Origin of the sequence: Sedimentibacter sp. LTW-03 (assembly GCF_052059825.1) — a bacterium.
In the GTDB taxonomy this organism is placed as follows: Bacteria; Bacillota; Clostridia; order Tissierellales; family Sedimentibacteraceae; genus Sedimentibacter.
On the sequence record NZ_CP197180.1, the window covers coordinates 420,105 to 434,554 of the forward strand.

Annotated in this window: 13 protein-coding genes; 10 read left to right on the plus strand and 3 right to left on the minus strand. The window is 35.7% G+C overall.

Annotated elements, in window-relative coordinates:
- Positions 1-28: 28 nt before the first annotated feature.
- Complete coding sequence (locus ACS3UD_RS02070; protein WP_440977722.1) at positions 29-160, plus strand: hypothetical protein; 132 nt, start codon at positions 29-31, stop codon at positions 158-160.
- Between the two features lie 65 nt (positions 161-225).
- Positions 226-480: an S-layer homology domain-containing protein gene (locus ACS3UD_RS02075; RefSeq protein WP_440977759.1), complete on the plus strand. Its 255-nt coding sequence runs from the start codon at positions 226-228 to the stop codon at positions 478-480.
- A 95-nt stretch (positions 481-575) separates the two neighbouring features.
- On the opposite strand, the gene ACS3UD_RS02080 is transcribed toward ACS3UD_RS02075, so the two are convergent.
- Entirely contained in the window at positions 576-1,514 is a 939-nt protein-coding gene (locus tag ACS3UD_RS02080) for an ArsA family ATPase (RefSeq protein WP_308137986.1), read from the minus strand.
- Positions 1,515-1,522: 8 nt separating this feature from the next.
- Positions 1,523-1,816 (minus strand): hypothetical protein, encoded by a 294-nt coding sequence (locus tag ACS3UD_RS02085; protein ID WP_308137985.1) that lies wholly within the window; start codon positions 1,814-1,816, stop codon positions 1,523-1,525.
- Between the two features lie 180 nt (positions 1,817-1,996).
- Between ACS3UD_RS02085 and ACS3UD_RS02090 the strand changes: the two genes are divergently transcribed.
- From ACS3UD_RS02090 to ACS3UD_RS02115, 6 genes are all read left to right on the plus strand, one after another.
- Positions 1,997-2,500 carry a hypothetical protein gene (locus tag ACS3UD_RS02090; RefSeq protein ID WP_308137984.1) on the plus strand — a complete coding sequence of 168 codons (504 nt, stop codon included), beginning with the start codon at positions 1,997-1,999 and terminating at the stop codon, positions 2,498-2,500.
- Between the two features lie 54 nt (positions 2,501-2,554).
- Positions 2,555-4,168, plus strand: a complete 1,614-nt coding sequence (locus ACS3UD_RS02095) for a carbon starvation CstA family protein (RefSeq protein WP_308137983.1) — start codon at positions 2,555-2,557, stop codon at positions 4,166-4,168.
- A 284-nt stretch (positions 4,169-4,452) separates the two neighbouring features.
- Positions 4,453-5,937: a carbon starvation CstA family protein gene (locus tag ACS3UD_RS02100; RefSeq protein ID WP_308137982.1), complete on the plus strand. Its 1,485-nt coding sequence runs from the start codon at positions 4,453-4,455 to the stop codon at positions 5,935-5,937.
- Positions 5,938-6,075: 138 nt separating this feature from the next.
- A complete protein-coding gene (gene cls / locus ACS3UD_RS02105) occupies positions 6,076-7,608 on the plus strand; it encodes a cardiolipin synthase (protein ID WP_308137981.1) in 1,533 nt (510 codons plus the stop codon).
- A gap of 41 nt (positions 7,609-7,649) precedes the next feature.
- On the plus strand, positions 7,650-8,219 hold the full coding sequence (locus ACS3UD_RS02110; protein WP_308137980.1) for a chromate transporter: 570 nt from the start codon (positions 7,650-7,652) through the stop codon (positions 8,217-8,219).
- Positions 8,216-8,788 carry a chromate transporter gene (locus tag ACS3UD_RS02115; RefSeq protein ID WP_308137979.1) on the plus strand — a complete coding sequence of 191 codons (573 nt, stop codon included), beginning with the start codon at positions 8,216-8,218 and terminating at the stop codon, positions 8,786-8,788. Before ACS3UD_RS02110 ends, ACS3UD_RS02115 begins: the two co-directional genes overlap by 4 nt.
- Before the next feature lie 86 nt (positions 8,789-8,874).
- Here ACS3UD_RS02115 and ymfI read toward each other — a convergent pair whose 3' ends face one another.
- A complete protein-coding gene (gene ymfI / locus ACS3UD_RS02120) occupies positions 8,875-9,615 on the minus strand; it encodes an elongation factor P 5-aminopentanone reductase (protein WP_308137978.1) in 741 nt (246 codons plus the stop codon).
- 263 nt (positions 9,616-9,878) lie between these two features.
- On the opposite strand from ymfI, the gene ACS3UD_RS02125 reads away from it, so the two are divergent.
- Together ACS3UD_RS02125 and pfkA are read left to right on the plus strand one after the other, a co-directional pair.
- Positions 9,879-13,358 carry a DNA polymerase III subunit alpha gene (locus ACS3UD_RS02125; RefSeq protein WP_308137977.1) on the plus strand — a complete coding sequence of 1,160 codons (3,480 nt, stop codon included), beginning with the start codon at positions 9,879-9,881 and terminating at the stop codon, positions 13,356-13,358.
- A gap of 84 nt (positions 13,359-13,442) precedes the next feature.
- Positions 13,443-14,402 carry a 6-phosphofructokinase gene (gene pfkA / locus ACS3UD_RS02130; RefSeq protein WP_308137976.1) on the plus strand — a complete coding sequence of 320 codons (960 nt, stop codon included), beginning with the start codon at positions 13,443-13,445 and terminating at the stop codon, positions 14,400-14,402.
- Positions 14,403-14,450: the final 48 nt, after the last annotated feature.

Sequence of the window (14,450 nt, forward strand, 5' to 3'; positions counted from 1 at the left end):
CTCACCGAATACCTCAATGACAAGAGGAATGTTTGTAACGGCTCTTGGCAGACTTGCCGAAGCAGATGTAAGCAAGTATACAAAAAGTAGTTTCACCGATGTAAAATCTGATGTCTATTATATGCCTATGTGGAATGGGCAAGTAAAAATCGCATTGTAAACGGAACTTCTACCATCAGCTTTGCACCAGACAGTGCTATTACCCGTGAGCAGATGGCGTTGATTATGGCAAACTATGCAAAAGTAATTGGCTTTAAGTTGCCAAAGGTACACGCTGAAAATACCTTTGCAGATGGTGCAAATATCAACACATGGGCAAAGAACGCTGTGAAGCAAATGCAAATGGCTGGTGTCATCAGTGGTAAAAATAATAATAAGTTTGACCCACAAGGGAAAGCAACACGTGCAGAAGTTTCCGCAGTATTAAAGAGGTTTGTACAAGTTGCCGACACTGCCGTTTTCTTTAAAACATTTTCATAATTTCCATGTACTCAAAATCAGAAAGCTCACCCCGTTGATTACTCAATATATTACACAAATTTTATCACGAGAAAGAAAGTACCTGCGGCATTTTTTTAAAAGTCACATTTGTCAAATCTATCTGCAATAATTTTTATGTTATCTGATTTTATATCCTCCTGCTGAAGAGGAAGCTTTAGTATGGCCTTGTCTTTAAAAGTTTCTTCAATAACATGTAAATATTTTTTTTCCTGTTCTTTTTTGTTTTTCCAGAACTCGTCTGCCATGTCTTCAGGAAGTATTTTATTAACTATGATGCCTCCCACGGGTATATTATATTTTTCCAAAATTTTCACAGCTTTTTCAGTCTCATCAATAGGAAGTTTTTCTGCATTTATTACAAATATAAATGTCAGCATTTTGTTATCTACCATTATTTTTTTTGCTTTTGCTACTTTGTCATATCTCTTTTTCAGAACTTTAATAACCTCGTCATTTTCCAAGTCATTTTTGGAAGCTTTCTTGCCTTTTAATGCCATTGACATAAGGTTTACTGATTTGCTTCTTTTAGCAATCAAGCTGTCAATCCAAGAGCCTAAAAGTTCTGGAAGAGACAAGAGTCTTAATGTATGGCCGGTTGGAGCCGTATCAAATATAATTCTGTCGTATTCTTCAGACTTTTCGGTAATAATTTCAATCATCTTATCGAACAAAGCAGCTTCTTCGGTTCCAGGAGATATGGAAGCAGCGTCTATTTGCTTGTTTATTTCCTTAACAATAACAGGGCTGACAACTCGCTTAAGGTTAAGTCTTACACTGTCCATGTAAGCCTTGCTTTCTTTTTCTCCGCTTATCTCCAGTGCATCTAAATTTGGCATAATGTTGGTTATTTCATCATTTATCTTCTTTTCAAAAATATCTGAAGTTGAGTGAGCAGGATCTGTTGAAACAATCAGTGTTTTCAATCCGCTGCCTGCTTCGTGTACTGCATATGAAGCACTGCAAGTAGTTTTTCCTACTCCTCCCTTTCCGCCGAAAAAAATAATTTTATTCATAACTCCTCCTAAGCATCAAAGCCATAATCAGACCATTTTTCCTGCCAAACGTATAGTCTGCTGATCATTCGGTTTTGCCAACCATCTAAATCTTCTGAAATTAAGGGCAGGAGTTCCAGAGAATAATAAGTTGTGGGAATAGGTATTCCCAACAAGTCTCCAAAGCAAAGAAGAATGAAATCGTCCATTTCATTATGAGATTCCTTTATTAAAAGTGCTTTGGATTTACTGCTGACGTCTGTGGCGGCATGGAGGAAAAGCTTAATATTGTTAAATAATTCTTTAAGGTTATTATTTTTCAATTTTACGCCCCCTTATACGTGTTTTTTACAAATTGTAATATACTATTTACTAAATTATATTTTAGTTTACAATAAATGTCAATAATAGAAAAAATGGCGTTGACTAAAGTTGCTAACAGTGATAAAATACAGGTGTAAGGCAATTAATGCAACGCTAAATCACTTGAAAAAGAGGCACAAATGGAGACTTTTCAATATTTAGATGCTATCGAGACAAAGTTGCAAAACAGTTTTGACATTTGTAGAAATTATAAAATAAATGACTTAAAATATGATTTATTTGCAGAATACCATTTGAGAAGTGAAAGGTATATAGCTGTAAAGAAAGCGATAGTGTACGCCTTTGAAAACAATGAGTACTGTTTAATTAAATGTTATAAGGAATTAAATTCAGATATCTGCAATACATTCGTAAATTCTTTGAAAGATTCAATCGAATCAATAGTAAACCCATCTAATGAGCACATGTCAAGTGCCATAACTGGAGTTATGGTAACGGAAAAAATTCATGAAGAAAATTTAGAGCACATAAGAAAAAAAATTGAGCAATTCAAATATAATAAAGGTTTCGCATTTGGATTTAAGGGTTGGGCTGATATAAGATTAATATTGGTCTCTCTTAATGAAGGTTTAATAATAACAAATAAAAAAGGAAAGGAGGTTATGGAGGTTTATAGCTTCTAATTCCATATGCAAACAATCTGCAATCGTTTTATTTAATTAAAAGGAGGTTATTATATGAACGCATTGCTTTTAGTTTTACTTGGTATTATTGTTTTTGTAATAGCTTATGTGACTTATGGAGCCTGGCTGGCTAAACAATGGGGGGTTGATCCAACAAGAAAAACACCGGCACACGAAATAAATGACGGGGTAGATTACGTTCCGGCAAAACCGGCTGTATTGTTAGGACATCATTTTGCTTCAATAGCAGGCGCTGGGCCTATAAATGGTCCTATTCAGGCAGCTATATTTGGATGGGTACCTGTACTTCTTTGGATAGTTATTGGAAGCATATTTGTAGGAGGAGTTCATGATTTTGGCTCACTGTATGCTTCTGTTCGTCACAAAGGAAAATCTATAGGTGAAGTAATACACACAAATATGGGAAAAAGAGGAATGCAATTATTTTCTATATTTGCCTGGCTTACATTGATATTGGTGGTTGCGGCTTTCACTAATATAGTTGCGGCAACATTTTCTTCTGTTCCTGCTGCAGCTTCTTCTTCCTTAATGTTTATAATTTTAGCATTAGTATTTGGTTATGCTGTATACCGAAAGGGACTTTCATTGAAAATTGGTACTGTTGTTGGAGTTATTCTACTTTTCACATGTGTATATTTAGGTCAATTGTTCCCTTTGCAGTTAAGTGTTAATACTTGGATATTAATTTTAATGGTTTATATTTTTGCTGCTTCAGTGGCACCTGTATGGATTCTACTGCAACCGAGAGATTATCTTAATTCATTCCTGTTATATGCTATGATAGCCGGTGCTGTAGTAGGGCTTATTGTATACAGACCTGGTATTCAACTGCCGGCAGTTACCGGATTTTACGTAGGCAACCAGTATATGTTCCCTATGTTGTTCGTAATAGTTGCCTGCGGTGCTATTTCCGGATTCCACTCACTTGTTGGTTCTGGTACTACGTCCAAGCAGGTAAATAATGAAAATGACACCAAGCTCATTGGATATGGTTCGATGCTGATAGAAGGCCTTTTAGCTATAATAGCCCTCATTACAGCTGCATATATTTCCAGTGGAGAATTAACCGAACTGCTGAAGGGCGGGCCTGTAAATGTATTTTCAAGTGGTGTAGGAACATTTATGTCTAAGTTTGGCATTCCTTTTGAAGTAGGAAAATCATTCGTTGCATTGGCGGTATCTGCATTTGCATTAACAAGTCTTGACACTGCTACGAGATTGGCGAGATTTATATTCCAAGAGTTCTTCGATAACCCTGAAAGCGAAAAACAATCAGTCTTGTCAAATATGTATGTTTCAACAGCTATAACTGTCTTGATAGGCGGATACCTTGCTGCTGGCGGATATTCTAAGATTTGGCCTATATTCGGATCAGCTAACCAGCTTTTAGCAGCTTTGTCATTGCTTGCTATAGCAGTTTGGCTCAAAAAAACAGGCAAGAATTATCATATGCTGACTATTCCTATGATATTTATGCTGTTCGTTACACTTACTGCACTAATTCTGTTGATTAAGTCAAATTTGGCTGCGGGAAATTATATATTGGTAATATTCCCTGTTCTGCTGTTTGTACTTGCGGTTGTTCTTGCTAAAGAGGGATACTCAATTGTATTTAAAAAAGATGAGTTAAAAAATACATCTGAATAAAAATAGGAACTATCTTTAATAATTCTAATAGATAATATTATTATGCATAGGGTGTTGCAGAGATCATAGCTGCAGCACCCTATTATAGTGCTTTAAATTACACTGCTTAGGCAGTATTTAGCGCAGGAAAATGTTTTACATAATTTTGAATAAATAGCAATTTAAATTATTGACGAAATTTGTCATGTGTGTTAGTATTAGATACAAATCAGCCTTTTCATTTTTTTGAAATTTTCTTCATTATACTAAAGGTTGAAATGTAATACACATATTTAGGAGGAAGTATGACAACATTTTTAATCGGAATTATTATTCTTGTTGTTGGTGGTTATTTTTACGGTTCATACTGTGAAAAAGTATTTGGACCTGATGATAGAGAAACACCAGCAATTACTAAAGCTGACGGAGTGGACTTCGTTGTAATGAAAAAATGGAAGAACTCATTAATCGAATTATTGAATATTGCTGGAACAGGCCCTATATTCGGACCTATTCAGGGTATTCTGTTCGGACCTGTGGCATTTATTACAATACCTATCGGTTGTGTTATTGCCGGTTCTATGCATGACTATTTTTCAGGCATGATTTCCATGAGAAACGGCGGAGCACAAATGCCTAAGTTAATCAAAAAATATTTGGGAAACAACGTTATAAAATTTTACAATTTCTTCTTGTGGATTTTGATGTTCCTTGTTGGTGTTGTTTTTGTATACACACCGGGAGACTTAATTGTAACTCAGGTTTTCAGTCAGGAAGCAGCAGTAAGCAATCCTACAGTGTGGATAGTTTACGGAGCTATATTTGCTTATTACCTGATTGCTACACTGTTCCCAATTGATGCAATTATCGGAAGGGTATATCCTATATTCGGAGGATTCCTTATAGTTTCAGCAATAGGTATTTTTATAGGAATCTTGCTTGACGGAGGTGCAAACCTAACAAACCTTTCACTTGCAGGAATGTTCAGTCAGCATCCACAAGGTCTTCCGTTTATACCGGTGTTCTTTATAACGGTTGCCTGCGGAATAATGTCAGGATTTCATGCTACCCAGGCTACATTAATTTCCAGAACAGTTAAATCCGAAAAAGAAGGAAGAATGACATTCTTCAATATGATGCTGGTAGAAGGCTTTATAGCTATGTGTTGGGCAGCAGGAACAATGGTATTGTTTGGAAGAGGAACAGACGTTGGTACAGCGTCTACACTTATAGTTGGTATGGTGTCAAAAGAATTCTTGGGTTCAATCGGAGGTATGATAGCAATTGTAGGAGTTATAGTACTGCCTATTACATCCGGAGATACAGCATTCAGATCACTGAGACTTATGGTTTCTGAACAGTTTAACATTAATCAGCAGAGTCCCAAAAACAGAATTTTAACATCTGCTGCATTGTTCGTACCTGCTGCAGTGGTGTTATATATTTCAAAATTAAGCCCTCAGGGATTTAATATTTTGTGGAGATACTTTGCGTTCACAAACCAATTTGTTGCTACATTTGCATTAGGAACAATTGCAGTGTACCTTTATATTACAGGAAAGAACTATTTTGTCGCATTATTGCCAGGCATGTTTTACTTTTTTATAACATTAAGCTTTATATTCCACGCTCCTATAGGATTAAGGCTGGATGAGCTGGTAGGACTTGATCCTTCAAGCTACACTGCTTCATTTATACTTGCTGCGGTTATGTGCATAGGATATGCATGGTTTATTAAAAGACGTGCGGAAACAAATAAAGAGCAAATTTTAAAGAATGTCGTGTCATAAGACATTGAAGGGCTGCGTAGGCAGCCTTTTTTAATCTCAATTTTAGAATTAAGACAAACTTTACAAACAAATAAAAATTTGGTACAATCAAGCAGATACAGTATTTGAAATGATAATAAGCATTTGGTTGGTGAGAGTATGCAGAGAATTAGAAATATGTTGTTTAGCAGAGTTGTGCTTGTTGCTTTATCGATTTTGCTGCAGCTTTTGACATTTGTTATAATGATCAGAAAATTCAGCGATTATTTTGTTGTATTTGATGTAATATTTACTATTATAAGTATTCTGGCCGTATTACATATACTGAACAGTAGGAGTGATCCGGCTTATAAAGTTGCATGGATTATTCCAATTATGCTGTTTCCCATATTCGGGGGGCTTTTTTATTTGACGCTGGGTGGAACAGGATTATCTGGAAGAATGAAAAGAAAGATGTCACGTATTTCTGATAAAATGAAAGAGTGCATGAATCAGAATCAGGAAACTCTGAAACTTTTGAAGCAAGATAGCAATGTTGCATTTAATCAGGCTAAGTATATTGAAAAATATACTATGTGTCCAGTCTACAATAATTCATATACAAAATTTCTACCGTCAGGAGAGGAATTTTTTGAACATTTGATAGATGAATTAAAAAATGCGAAAAGATTTATCTTTCTTGAATTTTTTATTATTGACGAGGGCGAGATGTGGAACACTATTCTTGACATATTGAAGGATAAAGCTAAAAATGGTGTTGACGTTCGTGTCATTTATGATGATGTGGGATGCATGTTCAAACTTCCTTTCAGATATAACAGGCGATTGGAGGAATATGGAATTAAATGCTGTGTTTTCAATCCATTTATTCCTGTTTTGTCCCTAAGGCTAAATAACAGGGATCATAGAAAGATTGCTGTTATTGATGGAAAGACAGCTTTTACGGGAGGAGTTAACATTGCTGATGAATATATCAATGCAGTGGAAAAATTCGGACATTGGAGAGACTGTGCCATAAAAATAAAGGGAGATGCAGTCTGGAGCCTTACAGTGATGTTTTTATCTATATGGACTTTTCTCAAGGATACGGAAGAAGATTATAAAAAGTTTATGCCGGACTCGTTGGACGAAAACCTTGGGTGCTGTGGTTATGTTCAGCCGTTTGACGACAGTCCGCTGGATGATGAGCACGTAAGTGAAGCGGTATATTTGAATTTAATTAATCAGGCGGAAAAATATATTTATATCGAGACTCCTTATCTTATTGCAGACAATAAAATGATGATTGCATTAAGTCTTGCAGCAAAAAGAGGTGTGGATGTAAAAATTCTTACTCCAGGTATCCCTGATAAAAGGTATGCATTTGCCGTTACCCAATCAAGCTATGAAGAGCTTTTAGATTCAGGAGTGTCCATTTACCGGTATACACCGGGATTCAATCATGGAAAGACTTTCGTTATTGATGACAGATATGCTGTTGTAGGAACAATAAATCTCGATTACAGAAGTTTGTATCTGCATTTTGAATGTGGAGTATGGATGTTTGATACAGATAGTATAAAGCAGGTTAAAGAAAGTACATTGGATGCTCTTGAGAAGAGCAGAAAAATAACTCTGTATGAGGTTAAGAAAATATCAAGAGTAAAGAAAGTTATAAGAACCATTCTAAAAATATTTGCACCTTTGATGTAAATATTTATCATATTGAAAGTAAATCAAAAAAAGGAAGAGAAATGGAAAGAAATTATAAATTTTACTTGAAGCTTTTCTGGTCAACATTCTCATTGAGCGCTTTTACTGTAGGAGGAGGATATGTAATAGTTCCTCTTATGAGAAAAAAGTTTGTTGAGGAACTTGAATGGATAGATGAAGAAGAAATGCTAAATCTTGTGGCTATTTCTCAATCAGCTCCCGGACCGATTGCAGTCAATACTTCAATAATGGTAGGATACAGAATTGCAGGGATCGTTGGAGCATTTGTAACCATACTAGGGACAATACTTCCTCCTCTGATTATAATTACTGTGATTGCTCATTTTTATTCATTTATTAAGGAAAATAGAATTGTTAATTATATGCTTCTTGGAATGAGAGCCGGAGTTGCAGCAGTTATTTTGGATGTAATTATTAGAATGGCTATGGATATTTTTAAAACTAAAAATATAGTGTCAATAATGATTATGGCAGTAACCTTTTTAGCAGCGGTAGTTTTTAATATTAATGCTGCATTGATAATTATATTCAGTGGTGTATTTGGGGGTTTTTATTATAATCTCTTTAAGAAGGAAGGTATTAACAAATGATTTTGATTGAAATATTTTGGAGCTTCTTTCAAATTGGCCTTTTTGCCATAGGCGGTGGTTACGCCGCTCTTCCTCTTATAGAATACCAAGTGATTGAAGTGCATAACTGGCTTACCCTTTCTGAGTATGCGGATTTGCTTACAATTTCTCAAATGACACCGGGGCCTATTGCGTTGAACGCTTCAACATTTGTTGGAATTAGAACAGCAGGGATTCCAGGAGCAATAGTTGCGACTATAGGTTGTATAACACCTTCTTGTATTATAGTGCTGACTTTGGCATATTTTTATTTTAAATATAAAAATCTTTCAGGTATTCAAGGTGTACTAAAAGGACTAAGGCCTGCGGTTGTATCATTGATAGGGTCAGCCGGATTATCTATCCTGCTTTTAGCAGCTTTTAAATCTGAAGGTGTTACTTTGATGACTATGAATGCAGGTGACATTAATTATATTTCCTTGCTGCTGGTTGCAATAGGTTTGTTTGTTTTAAGAAAGTACGGTGCAGATCCAATAAAGGTAATGATAGCAACAGGTGTTATTGGAATGGTAGTATATTCGATAGTATAGTTTGATGTACATATGCTGGATTTTTAATTATTAAACTGATATTTCCAAACCTGTGCTTATGTTTTGCACAGGTTTTAATAAAATGATTAAATTACGAAACCGCCGTTTGGGCTGATTACCTGACCTGTCACAAAATTAGAGTACAAAGATGCTAAATAAAGTGCACATCCGGCTATATCATTTGGATTTCCAAGCCTCATTAATGGAGTATGCTCTTTTAGCTCACCTAATTCATTTTCATTATACGAAGAGAGCATTTCTGTTTGTATTACTCCAGGAGCTATGCAATTCACCTGAATATTTGAAGGCCCAAGCTCTTTTGCCAACGCTTTAGTAAATCCAATTATTGCTGCTTTTGTTGCTGAATAGTGCACTTCACATGATGCTCCTACAATTCCCCATATAGAAGAAATATTAATAATTTTTCCCTGTTTATTGGGAAGCATATGCTTTAATGCACTCTGAGAGCAATAAAATGCACTTTTAAAATTAGTATTCAACATGTGATCCAGATCCTCATCTGTAATATCAGTAAACAGTTTTTCCTGACAAATTCCCGCATTGTTTATAAGAATATCAAGACCGCCGAATTCTTCTATACAAAACTTTGTCATTAAATCAACTTCATATCTGTTTGATACATCCGCTTTGTAAGTTTTAACAAATAATCCTTCACTCTTAAGCTTATCATATAAATGCATGGCACTTTCTTTGGAATGGTTATAATTAATTAAAACATTATATTCTTTATGGGCAAATAATTCTGCAATTGAATGACCAATACCTCTTGATGCTCCGGTTACAATAACAGTCTTAGAACTTAACATTGAAATCTCCTTTTTATTCAGGTTCTTTTTATATTTTATGAATTCAACATGCAGAAGGCATGATTTTAATCAAACTTATTGTACTATTAAATTAATTGAATTGCTATTTAAATAATAAAAATATTTTATGAGGTGAAGATAAAGAAGCAGTTTCCATGGCTTGAGAATATTGGAATTGTACTGTGTTGTTTGTTATTTATAAATTTATTAAATAAATTGAATATGCATATGAAAAGTGTTAAAATACCGCTAAGGAGTATTATATGAACAATAATTTTACACATTTACATGTACATACTGAATACAGCCTGCTGGACGGAGCGTGCAGGATTAAAGAGCTAGTAAATAAAGCGAAGGAGCTCAACATGTCTTCATTGGCAATTACGGATCATGGAGTCATGTACGGAGTTGTGGAGTTTTTTAAGCAGGCAAAAAAAGCGGGAATTAAACCTATACTTGGATTTGAAGCATATGTTTCACCAAGAAGGCTTACTGACAAGGATCCTCAAAGGGATAAAAATCAGTTCCATTTAGTGTTGCTTGCAGAGAATGAAGAAGGATGGAAAAATATTATAAAGCTTTGTTCAATAGGATTTGTAGACGGTTATTACTACAAACCCAGAATTGATCATGATACAATCAGAAAATATAGCAGTGGTGTAATTGCACTGAGTGCATGCCTTGCTGGAGAGGTGCAATCGCATATTCTTGACAACAATTATGCTGAGGCATTAAATACAGCACTGATGTACGAGGACATTTTTGGAAAAGATAACTTCTTTCTTGAAATGCAGGATCATGGAATGAAAGAGCAGCAAACCGTGAACAAGGAGCTTGTCAGGATCAGTCGTGAAACTGGTATCAAACTTGTGGCTACAAATGATGTTCATTATGTAAACAAGGAAGATGCATATTTCCATGATGTACTCTTGTGCATACAAATGCAAAAAACAGTTATGGATGATGACAGAATGCAGTTTCCTTCGGATGAATTTTATCTTAAATCTTATGAAGAAATGCTGGAGTTGTTTCCGGAGGATGCGCTTAAGAATACGATGGATATAGCTGAGCGGTGCAATGTTGAACTGGATTTTGACACTGTACATCTTCCGGAATTTGAGATTCCAGAAGGACATACAAAATCAGAATATTTCAGGGAAATATGTCAAAATGGTTTAATAGACCGATATAACAAAATTGATAGCGAACTTCAAAAAAGGCTTGATTACGAAATAAGCGTAATTGAGCAAATGGGTTATGTTGATTACTTCCTTATTGTATGGGATTTCATAAAATATGCCAAGGACAATAAAATAATGGTGGGGCCTGGAAGAGGTTCGGCTGCCGGAAGTTTAGTGGCATATTCAATGAAAATTACAAATATTGATCCAATGAAACATAATTTGATTTTCGAAAGGTTTCTTAACCCGGATCGTGTTAGCATGCCGGATATTGATGTTGATTTTTGCTATGAAAGACGTGAAGAAGTAATAGAGTATGTCAGAAATAAATACGGTGAGGAAAGGGTAGCACAAATTATAACATTCGGAACAATGGCAGCCAGAGGATCAATCAGAGATGTTGGAAGGGCTCTGGATATGTCTTATGGTGAAGTTGATTTTGTCGCAAAGAAAATACCAATGAGCCTTGGAATGACTATTTCAAAAGCTCTTGAAGTAAATAAGGAATTGAATGACTTATATGAAGGAGATTCGAAGGTTAAGAAACTTATTGACCTTGCTCTTAAGGTAGAAGGACTTCCCAGACATGCTTCAACCCATGCTGCAGGAGTTTTGATATCTAAGGAGGATGTTACCGAATATGTACCTCTTTCAAGAAACAAAGATGTAATAACAACTCAATTTAACATGATAGAACTGGAGGAGCTTGGACTTTTAAAGATGGACTTTTTGGGTTTGAGGACTCTGACTGTAATACGTGATGCGATTGAGCTTATTGAAAGTAACCATCATGTAAAGGTGGATTTCAGTAATTGCAAGTATGATGACAGCAAGGTTTACAAAATGTTTGCTAATGCGGAAACATTGGGAATATTTCAGTTTGAAAGCTCAGGAATGAGGGCGTTTTTAGGCGAGTTGAAACCAACAGAATTTGAAAACCTGTCAGCAGCAAATGCTCTGTACCGGCCTGGGCCTATGGGGCAGATTCCCGTATACATAAAGAACAAGCTTAATCCTGAAAATGTAACTTATCTTCATCCAAAACTTGAACCCATATTAAATGTTACATACGGCTGCATGGTTTATCAAGAACAAGTAATGCAGATAGTGAGAGACATAGGCGGTTTTACAATGGGACGTTCCGACTTGTTGAGACGTGCCATGGGTAAAAAGAAAATGAGTGTTATGCTTGAAGAAAGAAAAAACTTTATATATGGAAAAGAAGCTGAAAATGGTGAGGCGGCGATTCTTGGTGCTGTTAACAACGGGGTGGACGAGAAAACAGCCAATGACATTTATGATTTGATGGTTGAATTTGCAAAATATGCGTTTCCAAAGGCACATTCTGTTGCGTATGCAGCATTGGCATATGAAACTGCTTACTTGAAGTATTATTATCCCGTTGAATTTATGGCAGCACTTATTTCAAGCATTATGGGCAGCTCGGGAACAGTATCGTTGTATATAAGAGAATGTAAGAGACTGGGAATACAAATCTTGCCTCCTGATGTAAATGAAAGTAGGGACAAATTTACTGTTGAAGGAGGAAAAATACGTTTTGGCCTTTCTGCTGTCAAAAATGTAGGAACAAATGTAATTGCCGAAGTTATTAAAGTAAGAGAGTCAAAGGGGAAATTTAAGAGTTTTACTGATTTCTGCAAAAAGGTTGATCAGAGTGTATTGAATAAAAGACAGATTGAATCATTGATTAAATGTGGCGCATTTGATTTTTTGGGAATTAAGCGTGCCCAGCTTATGGCGGTTTATGAAAGGATAATTGATGATGTAGTTAACCAAAAGAAGAAAAATATAGAGGGCCAATTCTCATTGTTTGATGAAATTTCGCCGGGAAGTATGGAAATGGACAGAGATGATATACCTGATATGCAGGAATATAATGAAAAAGTGCTTCTTGCCATGGAAAAGGAAATGCTTGGCATATACTTAAGCGGTAACCCGCTGTCGGAATATGAAAAGGAGCTTGAAAAATCAGCTACAACTAATACCAATGAAATATCAGAAATAAGAGAATCCGGTGAAAATAGCAGACTCTCAGATGGAAGTAGGATTTCAATAGGCGGAATAATTATAAAAAAACAAAATAAAATAACTAAAAACAATAACATGATGGCATTTATAACTTTAGAGGATTTATACGGAACAGTGGAGGGCATAATTTTTCCTAAGATTTACGAAAGCTGCAAGGATATTTTATACGAGGACAATATTGTAATGGTAGAAGGAACAATAGATGCATCGGAAGAAGAAGCTCCAAAGCTTATATGCAATAAGGTCTACGAAATCAGAAAAATTGATACAGGTAAAACTTCATCAAAGAAGCTGTATTTGAAGGTTGAAAACAAGGAGCACTATAAGAAAATAAAAAAAGATCTTTTTAGCAGTATATGCAAATATCCGGGAAGCGACTGCGTTATAATATATAATCACCAGGAAAGAGCCAATATGGTTATGCCTGTAAAGAATTGGGTGGATGCTAACAACAGAGAACTAATTGCTTTTCTCAAGGTAATGTTTGGTGAAGGCAATATTGTAATAAAGTAAGAAATGGTATATTCAGTAATAGAAAATTCATTATATTATAGTCGGACATTATGACGTCAAATTTGATTGAGGAGGTAGATTGTAATGAGAAAAATTGGAGTGCTTACCAGTGGTGGAGATGCACCGGGGATGAACGCCGCAATAAGATCCGTTGTAAGGTATGCAATTTATAATAATATTAATGTGGTAGGTATAAAAAGTGGATACAGAGGGCTTGTGGAAGGTGAAAGCGTTGAAATGAGTTTATCATCTGTGGCGGACATAATTCATAGGGGAGGCACCGTTCTTGGAAGTGCTAGAAGTAAGGAGTTCCAACAAAAAGAAGGATTTGAAAAAGCACTTAAAAATATTAAGTACCTAGGAATAGATGGAATTGTTACAATTGGAGGAAACGGAACGTTTAAAGGAGCACTGGAGCTTGGAAAAGCTGGTGTACCGGTTATAGGAATTCCGGGAACTATAGACAATGACCTTCCATATACTCAGTACACTCTTGGATTTTTCACGGCTCTTACAACAGTGCTGGAATCTGTTGAAAAGATACGCGACACATCTTCATCTCATTCAAGGACAAATGTCATTCAGGTAATGGGGAGAGATTGCGGAGACCTTGCTCTTTATGCGGGGCTGGCAGGCGGAGCCGAAATGGTTATTATCCCTGAAGTTGAGAATAATATGGATGAAGTGTGTGACAAAATAATGCAAGGAAGGGCAAGAGGAAAGAGACATAGCATAATCATACTTGCAGAGGGAGCTGGAGACGCAAAAGATATTAGTGAAATAATAGAAAAAAAGACAGGTGTAACTACGAGATATTCCGTTTTGGGATATACACAAAGAGGAGGCACTCCGTCAGCGTTTGACAGACTCATAGGTAGCCAGATGGGCGCAAAAGCAGTTGAGCTTTTATTTAATTCAAATAAAAATCGGGCACTTGGAGTGCGAGGCAATGAAATATTTGATATGGATATGGAAGAAGCACTTTTGGTTGAGAAAAGATTTGATGAAACAACTTATGATTTGACTAAGATATTATCAATATAAAAAACAAAGTTTTATTTACTAATAATTGACTGTTTGAAAGGGAGATGA

Excerpts from the sequence above, each read along its gene's own strand:
- ACS3UD_RS02070 (WP_440977722.1), top strand. The coding sequence starts at position 29 with ATGTTTGTAACGGCTCTTGGCAGACTTGCCGAAGCAGATGTAAGCAAG.
- ACS3UD_RS02075 (WP_440977759.1), top strand. The coding sequence starts at position 226 with ATGGCAAACTATGCAAAAGTAATTGGCTTTAAGTTGCCAAAGGTACAC.
- ACS3UD_RS02080 (WP_308137986.1), bottom strand. The coding sequence starts at position 1,514 with ATGAATAAAATTATTTTTTTCGGCGGAAAGGGAGGAGTAGGAAAAACT.
- ACS3UD_RS02090 (WP_308137984.1), top strand. The coding sequence starts at position 1,997 with ATGGAGACTTTTCAATATTTAGATGCTATCGAGACAAAGTTGCAAAAC.
- ACS3UD_RS02095 (WP_308137983.1), top strand. The coding sequence starts at position 2,555 with ATGAACGCATTGCTTTTAGTTTTACTTGGTATTATTGTTTTTGTAATA.
- ACS3UD_RS02100 (WP_308137982.1), top strand. The coding sequence starts at position 4,453 with ATGACAACATTTTTAATCGGAATTATTATTCTTGTTGTTGGTGGTTAT.
- cls (WP_308137981.1), top strand. The coding sequence starts at position 6,076 with ATGCAGAGAATTAGAAATATGTTGTTTAGCAGAGTTGTGCTTGTTGCT.
- ACS3UD_RS02110 (WP_308137980.1), top strand. The coding sequence starts at position 7,650 with ATGGAAAGAAATTATAAATTTTACTTGAAGCTTTTCTGGTCAACATTC.
- ACS3UD_RS02115 (WP_308137979.1), top strand. The coding sequence starts at position 8,216 with ATGATTTTGATTGAAATATTTTGGAGCTTCTTTCAAATTGGCCTTTTT.
- ymfI (WP_308137978.1), bottom strand. The coding sequence starts at position 9,615 with ATGTTAAGTTCTAAGACTGTTATTGTAACCGGAGCATCAAGAGGTATT.
- ACS3UD_RS02125 (WP_308137977.1), top strand. The coding sequence starts at position 9,879 with ATGAACAATAATTTTACACATTTACATGTACATACTGAATACAGCCTG.
- pfkA (WP_308137976.1), top strand. The coding sequence starts at position 13,443 with ATGAGAAAAATTGGAGTGCTTACCAGTGGTGGAGATGCACCGGGGATG.